Source organism: Streptomyces sp. NPDC127177 (assembly GCF_042672475.1).
Taxonomy (GTDB): Bacteria; Actinomycetota; Actinomycetes; order Streptomycetales; family Streptomycetaceae; genus Streptomyces.
The window spans coordinates 1-21,260 of sequence record NZ_JBHXUW010000032.1 but is presented as its reverse complement, the minus strand read 5'-3'; the positions used below and the strand labels follow the sequence as shown (position 1 = coordinate 21,260).

Here is a 21,260-nt window from a genome sequence, read left to right as displayed (position 1 = left end):
GCGAGGCCGCGTGGACGAGTCACGCGCCCTTGACCGCCATCCCCCGCCCCGCGTACGCCCGGACATCCGCGTCCGGGTCCGCGCGGCGGCCGTTCCGCGCGGCGGCCGGTTCACGCGAGGCCGTGTGGACGAGTCACGCGCCCTTGACCGCCATCCCCCGCCCCGCGTACGCCCGGACATCCGCGTCCGGGTCCGCGACCGCCCCGGCCAGGGACTCCCGCGCCGCCGAGTCGTCCGGGTGACGCAGCAGTGCGAGCACCGCCGCCTTGCGCACGTCGGCGTTCGGGTCGGCCAGGGCGGCGGCCAGCGGGGGAACAGCGAGCCCCGGGTCCGCCGAGGAGAGGCCCTTCGCGGCGCCCGCCCGGACCTGCCAGGCCGGGTCCGTCAGCGCGGCAACCGCCCGCTCGGCGTACGGAGCCGGGCAGCCCGTCTCCGCGAGCGCGCCCAGGGCCGCCGCGCGGACCAGCGCGTCCGGGTCGTCCAGCAGCGGGGCGAGCGGTTCCGGTGCCGGGGAGCGGACCGCAGCCAGGCCCTTCGCCACCGCCACCCGCACCTCACGGGACGGGTCCGATGCGGCCAGGACCAGCCCGGCGACGGCGTCCACCGACACCAGCGCACGCACGGTCTCGACCCGCACATCGAGATCCGGGTCGGTCAGCGTGCCGGCGTACAGTTCCGCGTCGCCCAGCCGCAGCGCCCGCAGGGTGTCCAGCGCGGCGGCCCGGACCACCGGGTCGGCCGAGGCGAGTGCGGTGACCAGGGGGGTCCGCAGCGCCGGTTCGGGGTTCAGCACCTCGACCAGTTCGCGCAGGGACGCGGCGACGGCCGCGCGGACGGCCGGGTCCGGATCGCCCAGCGCCGCGGCCAGTGCGGGGCCGGCGCCCGGCGGGGTCGACTCGGTGAGCGCGGCGACCGCCGCCCGGCGGACGGCCGGGTCGGGGTCGGCCAGGTAGGGGGCGAGGGCCGCCAGTCCGGGTTCGCCCTCGCTCAGGGCGAGGAGCTCCAGAATGCGCGGCGATGTGGAGACGACGGGACCGGGCACGGCGGCGGCACCCGTACGCGGCGAGCCGGACACCGGTGCCGCGTCGCGCGCCCCCGCCGTCCCCACTCCCTCGGGCTCCACCTCGCCGATCCGCCGCACCGGCCCGCCGGCCGGGGCGAAGCCCTCCACCGGAACCAGGTAGGGCGCCACCGGGCGAGCCGTGAACTCCATGGCCCCGGAAGCCGACTTGTACAGGTCCAGGTGGTGGAACCAGTCCGTGTCGTCCCGCTCCGGATGGTCCGTGCGCTCGTGGTAGAGGCCCCAGCGGGACTCCGTGCGGGCCAGTGAGGAGCGGGCCGCCATCTCCGCGCAGTCCCGGATGAACGACACCTCGGCGCACCGCATCAGCTCGTGCGGGGTCTTCGCACCCATCTGCGCGAGGTCCGTGCGCATCCGCTCGAAGGACTCCAGGGCGATCGAGAGCCGGGCGCCGGACTTCGGCGGGGCCACGTAGTCGTTCACGAAACGGCGCAGCTTGTACTCCACCTGCGGCTGCGGCGGCCCGTCCGGGTTGCGCAGTGGCCGGTAGACCAGCTCGTGCGCGGCCCGCAGCTGGTCGGCCGGCAACTCGCCCTCGTACGCGGTGAACCGGGCCGCGTCCGCGCCCGCCAGATCACCGAAGACGAACGCGCCGATCATGTAGTTGTGCGGGACGCAGGCCAGGTCACCGGCCGCGTAGAGGCGCTCGACCGTGGTCCGGGCGTGGTCGTCGACCCGGACGCCGGAGGCCGAATGGCCGCCGCACAGGCCGATCTCCGAGATGTGCATCTCGATGTCGTGGGTGCGGTAGTCGTGGCCGCGCCCCGCGTGGAACGTGCCGCGGGTCGGCCGCTCGGTGGAGTGCAGGATCGACTCCAGCGCACTGACGGACTCCTCCGGCAGATGGCTCAGCTTCAGGTAGACCGGCCCCCGGTCGGAGGCCACTTCCGCCGCGAACTCGGCCATCATCTGCCCCGACCAGTAGTCGGAGTCCACGAAGCGTTCGCCGTGCCGGTTGACCTGGTAGCCCCCGAAGGGGTTCGCCACGTACGCGCAGGCCGGACCGTTGTAGTCCTTGATCAGCGGGTTGATCTGGAAGCACTCGATGCCGGTCAGCTCGGCGCCCGCGTGGTACGCCATGGCATAGCCGTCACCTGCGTTGGTCGGGTTCTCGTAGGTGCCGTAGAGGTAGCCGGAGGCGGGCAGTCCGAGCCGGCCGCAGGCTCCGGTGGCCAGGACGACCGCGCCCGCGCGGACCGTGACGAACCGTCCGGTGCGGGTGTTGAAGCCGGCCGCGCCGATGGCCCGGCCGTCGTCGCCGGTGAGGATGCGCACGGGCATGACACGGTTCTCGATCCGGATGCGTTCGCGCATCTCGCGGCGGCGCAGCTGCCGGTAGAGGACCTTCTTCACGTCCTTGCCCTCGGGCATCGGCAGCACGTACGAACCGGAGCGGTGCACCTGGCGCACCGCGTACTCGCCGTGCTCGTCCTTCTCGAACTTCACCCCGTACGACTCCAGCCGCCGCACCATGTCGAAGCCGCGCGTCGCGGTCTGGCGGACGGTGGACTGGTCGACGATGCCGTCGTTGGCGCGGGTGATCTCGGCGACGTAGTCGTCGGGTTCGGCGCGGCCCGGGATCACCGCGTTGTTCACGCCGTCCATGCCCATGGCCAGGGCGCCCGAGTGACGGACGTGCGCCTTCTCCAGCAGGAGGACCGAGGCGCCGTGCTCGGCGGCGGTGAGGGCCGCCATCGTGCCGGCCGTACCGCCGCCGACCACCAGCACGTCGCAGGAGAGTTCCTCGGCGTCGGCGAGGGCGGGGATCTGCACGGGAGGGCCTTTCCGGAGAGGGGAGTTCAGGGGGTGAGGGATTCCAGGACCTCGCGGCGCAGTGCGACCGTCGCGGGGTCGGTACGGGCCGCGCGTTCGCGCGGGCGGGGCACGGTCAGCACCCGGCCGGTGGAGAGCAGCGCGACGCGGTCCCCGAGGAACAGCGCCTCGTCCACGTCGTGCGTGACGAAGACGACGGTGGCGCCGGTGCCCTGGAGCACCTCGACGAGCAACTGCTGCATCCCGGCCCTGGTCTGGGCGTCCAGCGCGCCGAACGGTTCGTCCATCAGGACCGCGCGCGGCCCGCCGGCCAGGGCGCGGGCCAGCTGGACGCGCTGGCGCTGACCGCCGGAGATCCGGTGCGGGAGCTTGGTGGCGTGCTCCTCCAGGCCGACTCTGGCCAGCCACTCCGCTGCCCGTTCCCGGCGTTCGGCGCGCCGGACCCCCTGGATGGCGAGGGGCAGTTCGACGTTGGCTCGGACCGTGCGCCAGGGGAGCAGCGCGTCGTCCTGGAAGACGAGGGCCCGTTCGGCGCGGGGCGCGGTGACGGGTTCGCCGTCCTGGCGGACCTCGCCGCCGAGTGGCGGCAGCAGCCCGGCCAGCGTGCGCAGCAGGGTCGACTTCCCGCAGCCGGACGGGCCGACGACGGTGAGGATCTCGCCCGGCACGACGTCGAGGCCGACGCCGGTCAGGACGGGCACCCCGGCCCGGCCGAGCGTGGCATCGCGCAGGGTGAGCCGGACGCCGTGGGGGTGGGTCGAAACAGCGCTGGTCATGAACGCACCCGTTCCTGTGCGGTACGGACGGAGGGGGCGGCGGGCGCGGCCGGGGCGGGCCGCCGGCGGCGTACGGGAGCCGCAGACCGGCCCTCCGTACGCGGCAGCCACCGGGTCAGCCGGCGGCCCAGCAGCTCCACGGCCGTCGACGTCAGCCAGCCGAGCAGACCGATGGTGACCATGCCGACGAAGACGCCGGGGTAGTCGACGACCGTGTAGTCCTGCCAGGTGCGGTAGCCGACCCCGTACTCGCCGGAGATCATCTCGGCGGAGATCACACAGATCCACGACACCCCGATGCCCACGGAGAGACCGCCGAGGATGCCGGGGAGCGCGCCGGGCAGCACGACGGACCACAGGATCCGCCACCGCCCGCCGCCCATCGTCAGGACGGCCTCCTCCCACACCGGGGTCAGCGCCCGGACGGCGTGCCGGGTGGAGACCATGACGGGGAAGAACGCCGCCGTGCAGGTGATGAAGACGATGCCCTGCTCATTGCTCGGGAAGAGCAGGATCGCGACAGGGACGAGCGCGATCGCCGGTACGGGCCGCAGTACTTCGAGGACCGGGCCGAGCAGATCGGCGGCGAGCCGCGACCGGGCGACGGCCGTGCCGACGGTGACCCCGAGTACGGCGGCCAGCGCGAAGCCGGTGACGATCCGGGTCAGGCTGTCGGTGAGGTCCTGCCAGTACGCGTCGCCGGAGATCCGGTCCGCGTAGGCGCGGGCCACCTCCGTCACCGTCGGGAACTGCTCGAAGCGCAGCCACAGGTTGATGTCGTAGGAGGTGAGCACCTGCCAGAGGCCGAGGGCCGCGATCAGGGAGAGCGCCCGCCGCACCAGGGACCAGCGGCGGCTCATGAGGCGGACCGGGCTCGGGCCAGCGCGGTGGTGTACGGGACGGTACGGGCGCCGGGGTGCGCCGCCACATCGGCGCGGGCCGCGGACTGCGTGACGTACGGCCGCAGTTCGGAGCCGTCGGCGACCCACACCGCCCGGTCCGCGAACCACAGCGTGCCGGTGCGTGCGTCGGGGACGTACGCCGTGCGGACCGTGTCGCGGTGCGCGGCCACGTACCGCAGCAGGGCGACGGGGGTGGGGAACGCGGTCGTCGCGTCCTTCCCCTTCAGCCACACCTCGCCACCGCGCCGGGCGGGCGGACCGGCGGCGAGGGCCTTGGCGTAGCCGGTGCCGTACACCCGCTTCAGGTAGCTGTCGTCGACGAAGCCGTCCACGTCGACGTCGCCGACGAGTTTCGCCGAGCGCAGTACCGGGACGTCCTTCTTCAGGGCGGCGATCAGGGCGGGCTTCAGGGTGGTGTCGAAGGTGGCGATGCCCTGGGCGCCGTTGTAGAGGTGGACGACCTCGGCGGGCAGTCCGGTGGCCTTCGCGACGGACTCGGACGCGGCGACCGGGTGCTCGTGCAGATAGTCGGTCGCCCGGCCCTGGGCGCGCAGGAAGTCCTCCACCAAGGCCGGCCGCTTCTTCGCGAAGTCCTGGCGGACCGTGACCCCGTGGAAGGTCGGCAGGCTCAGCTCGGCGCCGTCGTACAGCGCCTTCGCCTTGCCCTGGAAGGCGAGCAGTCCGGGCCACGCCACGAACTGCGACAGGGCGTCCGCGCTGCCCGACTGGAGTGCCGAAGCACCCACGGCGGGCTGCTGGTTGAGCTTGCGGATGTCCTTCTCCGGGTCGAGCCCGGCCTGCTGGAGCGCGCGGACGAGGGTGCCGTCGGCCGCCGAGCCGATGCTCGTGGAGACCTTCTTCCCGCGCAGGTCCTTCAGCGAGCGCAGCCCGGAGTCCGGTCCTGTGACCACGGTGTTGAGGCCGCCCGCCAGGTTGTAGCCGGTGACCGAGACAAGCCGGGTGGGGCGGTTCAGCTGCTTGCCCCGGGCCGCGTTGATCAGCAGCGGGAAGTCGCCCATCGAGCCGATGTCGATCTTCCCGGCGGTCATCTGCGCGGTGATCGGGGCGCCGGTTGCGTAGTCCTGCCACTTCACCTTGTACGTGACACCGTCCCGCTTTCCGCGGCTACGCAGTTCGTCCTCGAAGTAGCCGAGGGAGCGCAGCAGGGTGCCGGCCGTGACGGTGTTGATGGTCCGGGACTGGTAGCCGACGGTCACCGTGACCGTGCCGCTGTCGTCCGCGCTCGCCCCGGCACCGCAGCCCGCGGTCAGCGGGGCCAGCAGCGCGGCGGCGAGCAGGGCACCGAATGCTGTGCGTCGCATGGGAGCCGGGCCTTTCAGCGAAGGAGGTAGGGCATGTTGACGGTGACCGCGTCGGTGGGGCACCGGGCCGCGCACGGGCCGCAGTACCAGCACTCGTCGACGTGCATGTACGCCTTGCCGCTGTCGGGGTGGATGGCGAGGGAGTCGAGCGGGCACATGTCGACGCAGAGGGTGCAGCCGTCGATGCACTTCGACTCGTCGATGGTCACGGGCACGTCGGCCCGCTGGGGCGCCAGAGGCATGGCGGTCTCCAGGGAAGGGGTTCAGGCAGGTTCGGGCGGGGGAGGGGGAGGCGGGGTCAGCCGGTCCGGTGCAGTACGCCGTTCATGCTGATGCGGTCGCCGCGGAAGCGGATGAACTCCAGGTCCACGGGGCGTCCGTCGGCGAGATGGGTGAGGCGTTCCAGCATCAGCACGGCGGAGCCGCGCGGGGTCTCCAGGACGGCGGCGGAGTGCGCGTCGGCGTTGACGGCCTCCAGGGTGATGTCGGCGCTGCCCAGCGGCTGGCCGGTCAGGGACTCCAGCAGCCGGAACACATCGGTGTTCTCCAGGTCGCTGCCGAGCAGTCCGGCACCGATGTCCATTGGGACGTAGGTGAGGTCGAGGGAGAGCGGCAGCCCGTTCAGCAGCCGGCGGCGCTCGATGTAGAGCACGTCGGTGTGCTCGGTGACGCCGAGCCGCCGGGCGACGGGCGCGGGCGCCGGGACCGGTCCGACGGTACGGACCTCGTTGGTGACCCTGCCGTGTTCGTGCAGGGTCTCGGCCAGCCCCTGGAGCCGGTCGAGTGCGTGCGGGTACTTCTCATTGACGACGACGGTGCCCACGCCCGGCTGCCGTTCGACCAGCCCCTCGCCACGCAGCAGGTCCAGGGCCTGGCGGACGGTGTTGCGCGAGACGCGGTAGTCGGTGCCGATCGTGTCCTCGTACGGCAGGACACCCCCGGGGAACGCGCCCGTGCGCACCTGGTGGCGCAGCAGGTCGGCGAGGAGCCGGGCACCGTCCGCGCGCAGTCGGCGCCGGCGGGCGGCGGCGACGGGCACGGTGTGCTCACGGATGCGTTCGGCTGGCATGCGGTGGACCATACCGACGCCTTGCCGGAGTTGGTGTTGCCGCAGTGTTGCGCCACCTGGGGGATTCCGGCGGACCGCTGTGACCTGCGGAGACGGGGCCGGAGAGGGAAGATCTGCCACCGCCGCGTGGTGCGGGGGCGGCGGCTCCGCCCGCTCCGGCGGCCCGCCGGGTGGCTACCCGCCGTCCGACTGCCTCGCCTTGTCCCGGCGGACGTTGCGGAGCACCGCGTGGGCCGGCCACTGCTCGCGGATCAGGCGGCGCATCGCCCTGCGGCTGCCACGGTCGGTGCCGAGGACGCGGGAGAGGCCCGCCGCCGAGACGAGCGCGGCCAGCGCCCGGCAGCGGTGGTCGGGGAAGTCCGACTGCTCGGCCGCGACGAACCGCTGCCGGGCCTGTGCCGCCAGGTCCTTCGCCGCCACCGGGTGGCGGTGGTAGGGGAGCAGGCCGAGGAAACGGTGGGTCTCGCGGCGCAGGATGCCGCGCTCCACCAGGGCGTCCAGGTACATGCCCTCGACCTGCCGCCCCGCGTGCCGGACCCAGCCCCTGGCCGACACCCCGGAACCCCGTCTGCTCTTGCCCGGGGCCGGCAGGCTCCGCATCACCGAGGCGAGCACCGGGTCCGGCGGCTCCAGCGGGTTGACCACCTGCGCCTGCCCGTACTGTTCGGTGATCCGCCCCTGGAGCTCCAGCTCCGCCAGGACGGCCCCGGCCATCGCGTACTCCAGGAAGCGGTTGCGGCAGAACGGTTTGCCGCGCACGGGGTCAAGGGCGAGCAGCAGCAGTTCCTCGGGCAGCGTCGGTCCGGGCGGTGGTGGGGTCATGGCGCGGACACGATCCTTCCGGTGACCTCGCCGAGGCCCACCCGGGTGCCGTCCGGTCCGGGCGCCCAGGCCGTCAGCGTCACCGTGTCGCCGTCCTCCAGGAACGTCCGCTTGCCCTCCGGGAGTTCGAGCGGATCGCGCCCGTTCCAGGTGAGTTCGAGCAGGGAGCCGCGCTGGGCCGGTTCGGCGCCGCTGATGGTGCCTGAGCCGTACAGGTCGCCGGTGCGCAGCGAGGCGCCGTTGACCGTCATCTGGGCCAGCTGCTGGGCCGCCGTCCAGTACATGGTGGAGAACGGCGGCTCGGCGACGACCTGGCCGTTGATCGCGACGGAGAGCCGCAGGTCGAAGCCGCCGGGCTCCTCGTCGGCCGCGTCGTCGAGGTAGGGCAGAAGGGGGAGGTCCCGGGTGGGCGGGGCGGTCCGGGCCGCGTCCAGGGCCTCCAGCGGCGTCACCCACGCCGACACGGAGGTGGCGAACGACTTTCCGAGGAAGGGGCCGAGCGGGACGTACTCCCACGCCTGGATGTCGCGCGCCGACCAGTCGTTGAGCAGCGACAGGCCGAAGACGTGCTCGCGGAAGTCGGCGAGGGCGACGGGGTGGCCCTGCGTCGATCCGACGCCGACGACGAAGCCGACCTCGGCCTCGATGTCCAGCTTGACGGACGGGCCGAAGACCGGCGCCGGGTCCGTGGGGGCCTTGCGCTGGCCGGAGGGGCGGGCCACGTCCGTACCGGAGACGACGACCGTGCCCGCGCGGCCGTGGTAACCGATCGGCAGGTGCTTCCAGTTGGGGGTGAGCGCGGCACCGTCGGGACGGAAGATCCGGCCGACGTTGGTGGCGTGGTGCTCGCTGGCGTAGAAGTCGACGTAGTCCGCCACCCGGTAGGGCATGTGGAGCGTCACCGAGTCCACCGGGTGCAGCAGCGGCTCTATGTCCGCGCGGTGGGCGGGGACCGTCACCCACGCGGTCAGCGCCCGGCGGACATCGCGCCAGGCGGTGCGGCCGGCCGCGAGCAGCGGCATCAGGTCGGGCTGGGCCAGCAGCTGGGCGTAGGGCGAGCCGAGGGCCAGTGCGGCCGCTCCGGCGTCCAGTACGTGACTGCCGATGCGGACGCCGACGCGTCGCTCTCCGGGCCGGTCGGGGGTGGAGAAGACGCCGTACGGAAGGTTGTGCGGACCGAAGGGATCGCCCTCGTCCAGTTCGAGCGGGCTGCTCTGCTCGGGCATCTGTTGCTGCCTCGCTTTCCAGGTCGCTTGGGGGACACGTTACGTCGGGCACCCCGCCCGGCGGCAGTGCCCCAACCATCCCCAATGCCCGGAAAGTTCCGCCGTATCCCCGGGTACGCGGAAGTACCCGGGGACTGACGGGACCGTTCACCCGGCCGTGCGCGGAATGCGCTTCTCCCACGTCCGGTGGAAGACGACCTCGTCGCCGTCCCTGCACACCACCTCGTTGGAGGTGATGAAGTCGCTCGCGTCGGCGGAGATCTCCGAGCGCGTCTCGATCCGCGCGTCCCAGGCCATCTCCGGCCGGTGCAGCCGGATCGTCCAGTCGGAACGGGTGCGCGCGGAGAGCGGGTCGTTCTCCTGGATCGTGTACGTCTCCACCGCGTCCTCGGTGAACTCCAGACCGTCCGAGTAGACCCGGGTCCCGCCGTAACGGGGATCGACCTCCATCCGCCACTCGCCCTTGGCGACATCGCGGATCACCAGCCGCTCGGGACGCTGTTCGTCGAGCGTGGCGGGGTGAACGACCCCGAGGGGCTCCGACTGCTCCGGCTCCTCGAAGTGGATCGCCGGGTCCTCGGTGTGCCGGCGCACCGGCAGTTCGACGAGGCTGCCGTCGGCGTCGAGCGTGAAGCCCGCCGAACCGGCCTGCGGCCAGATCCACGGCCAGTACGAGGAGGAGACCGCGAGCCTGATCCGGTGGCCGGGCGGGAACGCGTGCCCGATGCCGTTCAGCTCGAACGTGACGTCCTCGGTGGCCCCGGCGGGCCAGTCGTCCGCACGGTCCCGGCCGTGCCGGGTGGCGAGGTTGAGGACGCCGCGGGTGACGAGCGTGGACGAGCCGTCCGGGGCGACATCGCAGAGCCGGGCGATCACCTGACCGCGCGGCCCGTCCATCCGGATGCGCAGCCGGACCCGGGGGCGGCCCAGGATCTCGATCGGGGCGTCCTCGACCGGGAATTCGAAGGACACCGACTTGGCGTCCTCGTCGCGCTGGTCGGGCGGCAGGTCGGCGTCGTTGCCGAACGGGAAGAACCGGCCGGCGTCCACCCCGGTCTGCTGCGGTGAGTCGACGGTCTGCGGTCCGCCCTTGAGCGCGTACGCGACCGGCGCGACGTTCTCCGACGGCCAGCTGGTCTCCCCGACCCAGCGGCCGGGCAGCGTCTCGTACACCGTGGCGGGCCGGTGCGACTCACTGATCCAGGACCTCAGCAGCGGCTCCGCCATGACCCCGGTGTCCTTCTCCTTCAGGTGCTGGTCCCACCAGCGCAGCGTCTCCTGGAGGAAGCCGATGCCGGGCCCCGGCGGCAGGCCGCGGTCGGGGTACTGGTGCGACCAGGGCCCGATCAGCCCGCGGACCTTCGCCGGGTCCAGGTGCTCGACGAGCCGGAGGACGGTGTCGCGGTACGGGTCGTGCCAGCCGCCGACCGCGAGGACGTTCGCCTTGATGGCGGAGTAGTCCTCGCAGACGCTGCCGTGCCGCCAGTAGTCGTCGCGCGTCTGGTGGGCCAGCCAGGTGTGGATGAAGGGTTCGACGGCCTCCAGCCGCTCCAGCCACATGTCCTTCCACACGGCGCCGACCTGGGCCGGATCGGGCGGCCGGGAGACGAAGGCCAGCATCGTCGCCGCCCAGGCGTGCATGTCCACGGCGAGGACCGAGCCGCCCATGTAGTGGACGTCGTTGTCGTAGCGGTCGTCCGCCGAGCACACGGTGACGATCGCCTTCAGCGGCTCGGGGGCGAGCGCGGCGATCTGGAGGGAGTTGAAACCGCCCCAGGAGATGCCGAACATGCCGACCCGGCCCGAGCACCACTCCTGCTGGGCGAGCCAGTGGACGACGGCGACGCCGTCGGCGAGCTCCGTCGCGTCGTACTCGTCGCCCGGCAGCCCCTCGCTGTTGCCGTGGCCGCGTACATCGACCCGCACCGAGGCGTAGCCGTGGCCCGCGTACCAGGGGTGGCGCTGCCAGTCGCGCGGCGCCGTCCAGTCGCTCAGCCGGTAGGGCAGGTACTCGAGCAGCGCGGGGACGGGTTCGTCGGTGACCGGCCGCCAGATCCGGGCGTACAGCTGGGTGCCGCCCGGCAGCGGGATGTAGAGGTCCTCGCGGGTCGTCTCGTACGGGAACGCGGTCTCGATGTGCATGGGGCCACCTCAGTGGACGGGGTGCATGGTGCGCCTGAGCCAGGGGGCGGCGGCGATGACGGCCACACCGGCCGCCACCGCGATGGCGCCATTGACACCGAAGTAGGCGGGGTTGGAGACCTCGCCGTACAGCTTCACGATCTGGGCCTGGATGCCGTTGGCGAGGGCCAGCGAGAGGAACCAGAGCGCCATCGTCTGGCTGGCGAACGCCCTGGGGGCGAGCTTGGTGGTCGCGGACATGCCGGAGGTCTCCAGGAGGATGTCACCGAGGCCGAGCAGCAGGTACGAACCGACGATCCACCAGGCGGCCATCTTGTAGCTGTCCCCGGAGTGCCCGGAGGTCGGCAGGACCATCAGCAGGAACGACAGCCCGCCGAGGATCACCCCGATCGCGATCTTGTTGGACGCGTGCGGCTGGCGCGGGCCCATCCTCGCCCAGACGGCCGCCACCACCGGAGCGAGCGCCACCTCGAAGGCGCCGAGCGCGGAGGCGTACCAGCTGGCCGGGAAGTGGAAGCCGAAGATCTCGGCACGGGCGTTGGTCGAGGCGAGCAGGATCATCGTCGAGTACGCCTGGAAGAGGATGAAGTTGAAGACGACGGAGGCCAGGAACAGCACCACGTACGGACGCAGCCTGCCGCGCTCCTCCGGCGTGACGCGGGGGCTCCTGAACATCACCACGAAGTACACGACCGGGGCGATCACCGAGATGAGGGTGAGCAGGTCGACGAAGCGGTCCATGGTCAGCCAGCCCGCCAGCGCCAGAGCGGTGGCGACGGCGGCGACCACGACGGCACCTACGACGATGAGCCGGACGGCCCGGCGCATCGGCGCGGGGGCCAGCGCGAATTCGGCGGTGTTCTTACGCCCGGCCAGGTGACGGCGGCCCAGCACGTACTGGATCAGGCCGAGTGTCATACCGAACGCGGCGGCCGAGAAACCCCAGTGCCAGCTCGCGTGGTCACCGAGCCAGCCGGTGACCAGCGGGCCGAGGAACGCGCCGATGTTGATGCCCATGTAGTAGAGGGCGAAGCCGGCGTCGCGGCGCTCGTCGTCCGTGCGGTAGAGCTTGCCGACCATGGTGGCCACGTTGGGCTTGAGCAGGCCCGTTCCGGCACTGATCAGCCCCAGCCCGACCCAGGTCATCACGTCGGTGGGAACCGCCATGGCGTAGTGGCCGCAGGCGATCAGTACGCCGCCGTACAGGACGGCGCGGTACGAGCCGAGGATCCGGTCGGCCAGCCAGCCGCCGGCCACGGAGACCAGGTAGACGAGGGTGCCGTAGGCGGCGGACACGGACGCGGCGGTACCGGCCGCCATTCCCATGCCGCCGTTGGCGACGGTGTCGGCGAAGTACAGGACCAGGATCGCCTGCATGCCGAGGAACGAGAACCGCTCCCACACCTCCAGGCCGGACAGGGTCATCAGACCCCGTGGCTGGCCGAAGAAGGCGTGGTCGTCGCCGGGTGGGGGCTGGGCGGACTCGGTGTCGGCAGCGGTGTGGGACAAAGGGACAACTCCTGATCGTATGAGCTGATCCCGAACATACCGGCGGTGGCGGGAAGGCGCCCACGGTGATCCAAAGGGGACCGGATACGCTGACTTGAGTGATGACAGCGACACATCGACATTCCGTGTGATCGTCAGCAGACAGGAGATCCCCTCGTGACCGTCGTCGGGCCGTTCGGACTGAGCGTGCGGGACCAGGCTCTTGAAGCCGGTGTCCAGGCCGGTTTGGCTGCTGTCGAGTCGGGGCTGCTCGATGCCACCAAGAGCGAGGTGCCCTTCATCACAGAGGCCGCGCAGCACCTGGTGCACGCGGGTGGGAAGCGGTTCCGGCCGCTGCTGGGGATGCTGGCGGCCCAGTTCGGTGACGCCGAGGCACCCGGGGTGGTGCCCGCCGCCGTCGTCGTCGAGCTGACGCACCTCGCGACGCTGTACCACGACGACGTGATGGACGAGGCCGACGTGCGGCGCGGCGTCGACAGCGCCAATTCCCGCTGGGGGAACTCCGTCGCGGTGCTGACCGGCGACTTTCTCTTCGCGCGCGCGTCGCACATCCTGGCCGACCTCGGCCCCGAGGCCGTGCGGATCCAGGCCGAGGCGTTCGAGCGCCTGGTCACCGGCCAGATCCTGGAGACGGCCGGCCCGCGCGACGGCCGCGACCCGGTCGAGCACTACCTCGAGGTGATGCGCGGCAAGACCGGCTCACTGGTCGCCGTGGCCTGCCGCTTCGGCGCGATGATGGCCGGTGCCGACGACGCGGCGACCGACACGCTCACCCAGTACGGCGAACGGCTCGGCGTCGCCTTCCAGCTCGCCGACGACGTCCTCGACATCGCCTCCGACTCCCACGAGTCCGGCAAGACCCCCGGCACCGACCTCCTCGAAGGCATCCCGACGCTGCCCGTGCTCCACCTGAGGGCGCAGGCCGCGGCCGACGGCAAGCCGGACGACCTGGAGCTCGTCGAGCTGCTGGACGGCGACCTGACCGACGGCGACCGGCTCGCCGAGGCACTGCGCCGGCTGCGCGCCCACCCGGCCCTGGACCAGGCACGACGCGACACCATCCGGTACGCCGAGGAGGCGCGGGCCACGCTGGCCCCGCTGCCCGCCTGCTACGCGAAGTCCGCCCTGGAAGAGATGTGCGACGCCGTGGTGCACCGCGCGGGCTGAGCCCTCCCGCCCCGCTCTGCACCCCGACCCCTACGGGATGGCTGAGGAACGGCCGCCGGGTGTCATCCCGAAGAGGTACGCGGAGTTGCTCCCGCGGGCTGACGCCTGAAGCGGCCCGATTTGGTCAGATGGAGAACAACCGCTCCGGACCAAATCGGGTGAGAATGGCGGCACGGAGTGGACGAGTGCATCCGGACGGAAGCCGCCGACCACGGAGGTAGGGCACACATGGCACCGAACGACAGCGCAGCGACCGAGGGCACGACCGGGAACGAGACCCCAGGAGCCGTCGCAGGCCGCCGGAAGGCGGTGCGCTACATCGTCCCGGTCGCGGTGGCGGGAGTGGCGGCCGCGACGATCGGGCTGGTCCCGGCACTCGCGAGCTCGGGCGACCCCGACCTGCCGGAGATCACCGCGCAGGAACTCATCGAGAAGATCGCCGCGTCGGACACGCAGCAGCTGTCCGGCACGGTGAAGATCAGCACCGACCTCGGCATCCCGTCGCTGGGCGGACTGGCCGGCTCCTTCGTCCCGGACGGCGCGGGCGACAAGGGCTCGGGGAGCGCCGACCCGCAGGCGAAGCTGACGGAGCTCGCCTCCGGCACGCACACCCTCCGGGTGGCCGCGGACGGCCCCGACAAGCAGCGGGTGTCCATCCTGGACAACGCCTCCGAGTACAGCCTCATCCACAACGGCGCCGAGGTGTGGGCGTACGACAGCGGGTCGAACGCGGTCTACCACGCCAAGGAGAGCGCGGCGGACCAAGCGAAGCGCGGCAAGCACCAGGCCGCCCCCGACGGCGTACCGACCACCCCGAAGGCCTTCGCCGAGCAGGCCCTCAAGGCGGCCGACGGCACCACGTCCGTGACGGTGGGCGGCACAGCGCAGGTCGCGGGCCGCGACGCCTACCGGCTGGTCATCAAGCCCGAGCAGAGCGGCTCCACGATCGGTTCGATCACCGTCGCGGTGGACGCGAAGAGCGGCGTGCCGCTCAAGTTCACGCTCCAGCCCAGCAGCGGCGGCAAGGCGGCGGTCGACGCCGGATTCACGTCGGTCGACTTCGGCAAGCCGGACGCGTCCTCGTTCTCCTTCACCCCGCCCAAGGGCGCCGAGGTCACCGAGGCGGACGGCGCCGCGAAGCACGAGAAGGCGCAGAAGCCCGAGAACGGTCTGAGCGGTCTGAGTGAGCTCAAGGGCCTGAACGTGATCGGCGAGGGCTGGAACAGCATCGCCGAGATCAAGGCCCCCGGCGGCAAGGGATCGCCGTCGAAGGCGTCGGGTGACGTACCGGCCGAGGCACAGCAGTTGCTGGGCTCGATCGGCGACAAGGTCACCGGCAAGTTCGGCTCGGGCACGGTCTTCAAGACCCGCCTGGTCAACGCCCTGATGACCGACGACGGCCGGGTGTACGTCGGCGCGGTCACGAAGGACGCGCTGGTGAAGGCCGCAGACGCCGGCTGACACCGCCTGGGTGTACGCAACCAGTGGTCCGCCCCGCCGTAGCCTCCATACGGCGGGGCGGACTCGATCCGCGGGCCCGCAGTCCGCAGCCCTCGGCCCGCATCGCGACCCCTCGGCCCGCATCGCGACCCCTCGGGAGTAGACATGACAGGTGCCGACATCGCGCCCCTGATCGAGCCCGTACCCGTGAGCGAGCCGGTGCCCGTGATCGAGACCCGCGGCCTGACCAAGCGCTACCGGGGCGGCCAGCTCGCCGTCGACGGGCTCGACCTCACCGTCCCCGGCGGCAGTGTCTTCGGCTTCCTGGGGCCCAACGGCTCCGGGAAGACCACCACCATCCGGATGCTGATGGGCCTCATCGACCCGACCTCCGGAACCGCGAGCGTCCTGGGCCACACCGTGCCGGCCGCGGCCCGCACGGTGCTCCCGCAGGTCGGGGCGCTGATCGAGGGACCCGCGCTGTACGGATTCCTCAGCGGCCGGGACAACCTCGTGCGCTACGACTGCGCCGACCCCACCGCCGACCCGCGCACCCGCCGCACCCGCGTCGCCCACGCCCTGGACCGGGTCGGACTGGCCGCAGCGGGCGCCAAGAAGGCGCGCGCGTACTCGCTGGGCATGAAGCAGCGCCTCGGCCTGGCAGCCGCCCTGCTGCGCCCCCGCAGACTGCTCGTCCTGGACGAGCCGACCAACGGCCTGGACCCGCAGGGCATGCGGGAGATCCGCACCCTGGTCCGGGAGCTGGCCGCCGACGGCACCACGGTCTTCCTCTCCTCCCACCTCCTCGACGAGATCGAGCAGGTCTGCACGCACGCGGCGGTCATGGCACGCGGCCGGCTGCTCACCCAGGGCCCGGTCGCCGACCTCGCGGCAGGCACCCGCGGCCGTCTCGCCGTCACCACCCCGGACCCGGCCGAGGCCGCCCGGGTCATCGAGGAGCACGGGATCGGCGGAGTCACGGTGGACGGCGACCGGGTGCGAGCGGACGCTCCACCCGGCTCGGTCGAACTGTCCGACCTGAACGCGGCCCTGGTCCACGCGGGAGTCCGGGTACGTTCCTTCGGCGTCGAGCGGGCCTCACTGGAGGACGCGTTCGTGGCGCTCACCGGAGAGGGATTCGATGTCGCAGGCTGATTCGATGCCGCAGGCCGAACAGGCACGGGTACGCGAGGAGGCACGCCCGCCCCGGCGCAAGCCGCTGTGGACCCTGGGCATCCTGCGCTCCGAACTGACCACCACCCTGCGCCGCTGGCGCACGATCGCCCTGCTCGGGGTGCTGGCCGCCGTTCCCGTACTGATCGGGATCGCGGTGCGCATCGAGACGGCCGACGGCTCACCGGCCGGCCCCGGCGAGAGCGGGGCCGGCCCCGCGTTCCTCTCCCAGGTCACCAACAACGGCCTCTTCCTGGTCTTCGCCTCCCTCGCCGCCACGCTCCCGGTCTTCCTCCCGATGGCGGTGGGCGTCATCGCGGGCGACTCGGTAGCGGGCGAGGCCAACGCGGGCACGCTGCGCTATCTGCTGGTCGCCCCGGCCGGCCGGACCCGGCTGCTGCTCACCAAGTACGCCACCACACTGGTCTTCTGCCTGATCGCGACCCTGGTCGTGGCGGCGTCCGCGCTGGCCGTCGGCGCGCTCCTGTTCCCCGTCGGGGACGTCACGACGATCTCCGGCACCCGTATCGGCTTCGGCGAGGGCCTGCTGAGAGCGGCGGTCATCGCGGTGGCGGTCGCCGTGTCACTGATCGGCTTCGCGGCGATCGGACTGTTCGTCTCGACCCTCACCAACAGCGGTATCGCGGCGATGGCGGCCACGGTCGGCCTGCTGATCACGGTGCAGATCCTGGACACCATCCCGCAGCTGCACGGGATCCACCCGTACCTCTTCCCGCACTACTGGCTGTCCTTCGCGGACCTCCTGCGCGCCCCCGTCTACTGGGACGACCTGCTGAAGAACCTGGAGCTCCAGGGCCTGTACGCGGCGGTGTTCGGCTCGGCGGCCTGGGCGCGGTTCACGGCGAAGGACATCACCGCCTGACCGGACACGGCTCCCTCACCCGTACCGTCGGCCGGGCGAGCCGTCCCCCGATCGGCTCGTCGCGGCACGAACGGCACGAACGGTGCGGAAGCGCTGGAACGAGCCGACACGGTACGTTCCGTTTCCACCTGAGCATTGTTCGACTTTTGGCGACGGACTGTCAACAAGGATTGGCTCGAACAGCCCTATGCTCACCGAATGATCACATCGCCGAGTTCGCTGCGCCGCAGCGAGAGCTCACGCAGGGCGACCCTGGAGGCCGCCCTCGCCCTGTGCACGGAGAAAGGATACGGCCGCGTCACGGTCGAGGCCATTGCCGCGCGGGCGGGTGTCAGCAAGAAGACGATCTACCGCTGGTGGCCCTCGAAGAGCGCGGTGCTGCTGGAGGCGTTCACGGAGGCCCTGGTCCAGGCCACCCCGTTCACCGACACCGGTGACATCGCCAAAGACCTGTGGACCCACGTCACGGGCGCGGTCAACGTCCTCTCCGTCCCGCCCTTCGGCCCCGCGTACGCCGGAATACTCTCCGAGGTCCACCACGACGACCAACTGGCGGAAACGGTCCGCACCCAGCTGATCGAGCCCCGCTTCGAAGCAGCGGTCAACCGCCTCCGCAGCGCCCAGACCCAGGGCCAGATCCCACCGGGCGCCGACCTGCGCCTCGCGGTGGAGATGCTCTACGGCCCGGTCTACTACCGCCACGTACTGCGCAAGCCGATGCAGGACGCGGAGGCGGTGGCGACGCTGGTGGAACACGTGCTGCGGTCACTGGGGGGCGTGGGCGGCTGACGGGGGCGGCGTTGCCGTCGCACCCCGGGACCGCGTACTGAGGTACAGCCAAACCTGGAACTCCCTTGCGAGCAGACGACGTTCGCTCTAGCTTTTGCATGCGCGTTTGCAAATCGCACCTGGGGGGTGGGCATGGCGTTCTGGATGACGGCAGCAGCGGCGCGGCCTTCCGCGCCACGAGAAGATCCTGCTCTGCCTGACACTGCTGCTCGCCGCTCCGTCCGCGCTGTATCTGGCCGTCGGCTCGTTCCACTCCACGCACGGGATCCAGACGTACTTCGCGGACGGCACCGGGTTGCGGCTGCTGATCGGCTGCGCCCTCGCGGGAATGGCCCTCACGGCGTGGCGCCTCTGGGCTGCGGCGTACGGCTACCGGGCAGCTTCCGAGCGGCCGTTGGCAGAGGACGCGGGGCTGGTCCAGTTCCGCATGGCGGTGTGCCAAGTTTTCTTTCTGGAGGGTGACGTGCGCGACATTGTGAAGTGGGAGCGCGAATTCCAGGTTTGGCATTATTCCGTCAGCCACTCGATGTTGCTTCTGCGCAGCGTTGGTGTGGAGGGCTCAGAAACGCGCATCGATGTCCTATTTGCCTCGGTTGAGCTGATGCATCTACGGACATTCTTCGAGCGTCTTGAAATTTCGGAGGCAATTGAATCAAATAAAAAGGGGATTCTGGGTGACGCTGATTCGGAACTCGCGGGAAATCTCTACGTTATCAACGGTGGGCCAACCTATGTTCTGGCGGGACGGTGTGCATGGCATGAGGATTTCGGAGATCACCACGCCCCATCAAAATTCGGCCCGCTGAGGGCAACGGAATGATGATGGCCTATCGCATCGCGCCAGAGTGGACCGGGCCAGCTTAAGAGGGCGGCAGGCGTAGAGGATTTGAGATGCCCCTTGATGATCAGGATCTTCAGACCCCCTGGATTCGAGCCCAGTTGATCGAGTGGTTGGTCAAGCTGAGTGATCAAGATTGGCAGCAAGGAAACTGGGTGAATGTGGACTCTGATTCTTCAGGCCTTGATGGTGCCTTGGATTTTTTCGATGATTCCGGTGTGCTGGCTGAACCAGGCGGAAGGGTGGGGTATGTCCTTGTGGGGGATGAGGAGGTCGCACTGATGAAGGCGCTGAACGTTGCACTTAATTCAGTCCTCTCTTCAGCCACGTCAGGCGATGAAGAGATCATTAATTCCCAAGAGTGGCTTGATGTGGTTGCGGCAGCACGTGAAGCATTGAAGCTTATGAGTGATTGAGCGGTCTTGGGCTGCCCGCGGCTACGAATAGTCGACAGTTGAAATCCCGCAACGCCTCGTGAACGAAGACGCCTGCTTCGGGGAAGAAGACATCGAACGAGTGTACGTGGCCACGGTGGCGACCCCGGAAGATGTCGATGATGTGCTACGGGACCTCGGTGTCGATCCGGACGGCTTGGACGCTCCTTGGAAGAACGAATTCCCGTTGTAGCCGATCACGCCCCGTGGGTCGGGTTGTTGATATCGCAAAGCCGCTTGCACCGGCGGGGGCCGAAGTGCGCATGAGCGCCCCTGGTGCCGCAGGTTGCCGTGGTCGACGACGGCAACGGTGAGGGTCGCAGGCCGGTCTCCGGCATATGTAGTGTGCGGAAATGACAAGAAGCGAGCGAATCGCGGACCAGTTGGATTGGTACTGGCACAAGAACCTGCGCCCGCGGCTGCACGGTCTTACCGATGAGGAGTACTTCTGGGAGCCGGTGCCCGGCTGCTGGAGCATCCGCCCACGTGACACGTCCGCCGCACCGGTGTCTGCGGTTTCGGCGGAATGGACGATGGACTCCGCGTCCCCTGAACCGGTGCCGGCGCCGGTGACCACGATTGCCTGGCGGCTGGCGCACATCGTCGTCTCGTGCCTGGCCTATCGGGTCGAGTGGTACTTCGACGGCCAGGACTTCGACGCCGAGGCGTTCGCCTACGCGGGGACCGCTGACGAGGCGCTGAAACAGCTCGATGAGATGTACGGGAGATGGAACGCGGGGGTCCGCGAACTCTCGGACGCCGACCTGGACAATCCGCCCGCGATGGGTCCCGAGCCGTATCCCATGGAGAACAGGGTCCTGCACGTCAACAGGGAGCTGATCCATCACGGCGCCGAGATCTCCCTGCTGCGCGACCTCTACCGCTGGCAGGGCGGATCCGTGCCGCGCCGGGTATGACATTCCGGTAGGCGGCGATTGTGGGGCCGTGGCGCCCCGGCAGGTGATCAGCTCGTCGCGCAGTCGCCGCCGGACAGCGACGGGGCAGACATGGTTGCCGCCGGCCCATGTCGGCTGTGCCGGACGGGCGTTGACGGCCCGCTCAGCCGAAGACCCGCTCCAGCACCACCGCGACCCCGTCCTCCTCGTGGGACAGCGTCACCTCGTCCGCCGCGGCCCGCAGGAGCGGGTGGGCGTTGGCCATTGCCACCCCGTAGCCGCAACTGCGGAACATCGGCAGGTCGTTGGGCATGTCCCCGAAGGCGATCGCGGTCGCCGGGTCCAGCCCCAGGTGCTCGGCGGCGAGGGCGATCCCGGCGCCCTTGTCCACGCCGTACGGCTGAAGCTCTACCGTTCCCGGTCCGGACAGTGTGACCGTGGCGAGGTCCCCGACCGCCGCGTGTGCGGCGGCAGCGAGCGCGTCGTCGTCCAGCTCCGGGTGCCGGATCAGCACCTTGACGACCGGGGCGGCCCACAACTCGTCCCGGTGGAGTGCCTGGTGGGCCGGCAGTGCGGGGTGCGGCATGAGGTAGCCGGGCTCGATCAGGGTCCGTCCGTCGGGCCCGTCCTGGTCCACCGCCGCGAAGACCTGCCCCACCTGCGCCTCTATCTTGCCGAGCGCCGCATCTGCCAGCTCCCGGTCCAGCGTGACCGCCCGCACGATGCGTCCCGCCCCGGCGTCGTACAACTGCGTGCCCTGCCCGCAGACGGCCAGTCCCCGGTACCCGATCGCGGAGAGCAGCCCCCGTACCCCCGGCACCGGCCGGCCCGTGACCACGAGATGCCGGGCCCCGGCGGCTGCGGCGAGGCCGAGCGCGGCGCGGGAGCGGGGGCTCACGGTGTCGTCGCGGCGCAGCAGGGTGCCGTCAAGGTCCGTGGCGACGAGGGCATATGCGGGTGGGAGAGGCATGGGGCAAGACTAGGGCCGGTGTGGAGTTGTCCCGCGACGCCGCGGGAC

Annotated in this window: 19 protein-coding genes; 8 read left to right on the top strand and 11 right to left on the bottom strand. The window is 71.0% G+C overall.

The window, feature by feature from the left end; genetic code table 11:
- Nucleotides 1-133 precede the first annotated feature (133 nt).
- From ACFVJX_RS20530 to ACFVJX_RS20485, 10 genes are all read right to left on the bottom strand, one after another.
- On the bottom strand, nt 134-2,854 hold the full coding sequence (locus ACFVJX_RS20530; RefSeq protein WP_384130735.1) for a fumarate reductase/succinate dehydrogenase flavoprotein subunit: 2,721 nt from the start codon (nt 2,852-2,854) through the stop codon (nt 134-136).
- Between the two features lie 26 nt (nt 2,855-2,880).
- A complete protein-coding gene (locus ACFVJX_RS20525; protein WP_384130732.1) occupies nt 2,881-3,630 on the bottom strand; it encodes an ABC transporter ATP-binding protein in 750 nt (249 codons plus the stop codon).
- Nucleotides 3,627-4,490 carry an ABC transporter permease gene (locus ACFVJX_RS20520; protein ID WP_384130729.1) on the bottom strand — a complete coding sequence of 288 codons (864 nt, stop codon included), beginning with the start codon at nt 4,488-4,490 and terminating at the stop codon, nt 3,627-3,629. The genes ACFVJX_RS20525 and ACFVJX_RS20520 overlap by 4 nt, the downstream gene beginning before the upstream one ends.
- Nucleotides 4,487-5,854: an ABC transporter substrate-binding protein gene (locus ACFVJX_RS20515; RefSeq protein WP_384130726.1), complete on the bottom strand. Its 1,368-nt coding sequence runs from the start codon at nt 5,852-5,854 to the stop codon at nt 4,487-4,489. The genes ACFVJX_RS20520 and ACFVJX_RS20515 overlap by 4 nt, the downstream gene beginning before the upstream one ends.
- A 14-nt stretch (nt 5,855-5,868) precedes the next feature.
- Nucleotides 5,869-6,096, bottom strand: a complete 228-nt coding sequence (locus ACFVJX_RS20510) for a ferredoxin family protein (RefSeq protein ID WP_033297536.1) — start codon at nt 6,094-6,096, stop codon at nt 5,869-5,871.
- A gap of 56 nt (nt 6,097-6,152) precedes the next feature.
- Nucleotides 6,153-6,923: a GntR family transcriptional regulator gene (locus ACFVJX_RS20505; RefSeq protein WP_384130723.1), complete on the bottom strand. Its 771-nt coding sequence runs from the start codon at nt 6,921-6,923 to the stop codon at nt 6,153-6,155.
- A gap of 174 nt (nt 6,924-7,097) precedes the next feature.
- Complete coding sequence (locus ACFVJX_RS20500) at nt 7,098-7,745, bottom strand: GPP34 family phosphoprotein (RefSeq protein WP_384130721.1); 648 nt, start codon at nt 7,743-7,745, stop codon at nt 7,098-7,100.
- Entirely contained in the window at nt 7,742-8,971 is a 1,230-nt protein-coding gene (fahA, locus tag ACFVJX_RS20495; protein WP_384130718.1) for a fumarylacetoacetase, read from the bottom strand. Before fahA ends, ACFVJX_RS20500 begins: the two co-directional genes overlap by 4 nt.
- 147 nt (nt 8,972-9,118) lie before the next feature.
- Nucleotides 9,119-11,113 carry a CocE/NonD family hydrolase gene (locus tag ACFVJX_RS20490; protein ID WP_384130715.1) on the bottom strand — a complete coding sequence of 665 codons (1,995 nt, stop codon included), beginning with the start codon at nt 11,111-11,113 and terminating at the stop codon, nt 9,119-9,121.
- A 9-nt stretch (nt 11,114-11,122) separates the two neighbouring features.
- Nucleotides 11,123-12,622: a peptide MFS transporter gene (locus ACFVJX_RS20485; RefSeq protein WP_384130711.1), complete on the bottom strand. Its 1,500-nt coding sequence runs from the start codon at nt 12,620-12,622 to the stop codon at nt 11,123-11,125.
- Nucleotides 12,623-12,778: 156 nt separating this feature from the next.
- On the opposite strand from ACFVJX_RS20485, the gene ACFVJX_RS20480 reads away from it, so the two are divergent.
- The 8 genes from ACFVJX_RS20480 (at nt 12,779) to ACFVJX_RS20445 (ending at nt 20,263) form a co-directional block, all read left to right on the top strand.
- Nucleotides 12,779-13,789 (top strand): polyprenyl synthetase family protein, encoded by a 1,011-nt coding sequence (locus ACFVJX_RS20480; RefSeq protein ID WP_384130708.1) that lies wholly within the window; start codon nt 12,779-12,781, stop codon nt 13,787-13,789.
- 228 nt (nt 13,790-14,017) lie between these two features.
- On the top strand, nt 14,018-15,250 hold the full coding sequence (locus tag ACFVJX_RS20475; RefSeq protein ID WP_384130704.1) for an outer membrane lipoprotein carrier protein LolA: 1,233 nt from the start codon (nt 14,018-14,020) through the stop codon (nt 15,248-15,250).
- 144 nt (nt 15,251-15,394) lie between these two features.
- A complete protein-coding gene (locus ACFVJX_RS20470) occupies nt 15,395-16,384 on the top strand; it encodes an ATP-binding cassette domain-containing protein (protein ID WP_384130701.1) in 990 nt (329 codons plus the stop codon).
- A 4-nt stretch (nt 16,385-16,388) separates the two neighbouring features.
- Complete coding sequence (locus ACFVJX_RS20465) at nt 16,389-17,285, top strand: ABC transporter permease (protein WP_384130834.1); 897 nt, start codon at nt 16,389-16,391, stop codon at nt 17,283-17,285.
- A 198-nt stretch (nt 17,286-17,483) separates the two neighbouring features.
- Nucleotides 17,484-18,074 carry a TetR/AcrR family transcriptional regulator gene (locus ACFVJX_RS20460; RefSeq protein ID WP_384130698.1) on the top strand — a complete coding sequence of 197 codons (591 nt, stop codon included), beginning with the start codon at nt 17,484-17,486 and terminating at the stop codon, nt 18,072-18,074.
- A 295-nt stretch (nt 18,075-18,369) separates the two neighbouring features.
- Entirely contained in the window at nt 18,370-18,894 is a 525-nt protein-coding gene (locus ACFVJX_RS20455; protein WP_384130695.1) for a hypothetical protein, read from the top strand.
- Between the two features lie 71 nt (nt 18,895-18,965).
- A complete protein-coding gene (locus ACFVJX_RS20450; protein WP_384130692.1) occupies nt 18,966-19,328 on the top strand; it encodes a hypothetical protein in 363 nt (120 codons plus the stop codon).
- A gap of 371 nt (nt 19,329-19,699) precedes the next feature.
- Entirely contained in the window at nt 19,700-20,263 is a 564-nt protein-coding gene (locus ACFVJX_RS20445; RefSeq protein WP_384130690.1) for a DinB family protein, read from the top strand.
- Nucleotides 20,264-20,405: 142 nt separating this feature from the next.
- Here the strand turns inward: ACFVJX_RS20445 and ACFVJX_RS20440 are convergent, their stop codons facing one another.
- Nucleotides 20,406-21,212, bottom strand: a complete 807-nt coding sequence (locus tag ACFVJX_RS20440; RefSeq protein WP_384130687.1) for an HAD family hydrolase — start codon at nt 21,210-21,212, stop codon at nt 20,406-20,408.
- Nucleotides 21,213-21,260 lie beyond the last annotated feature (48 nt).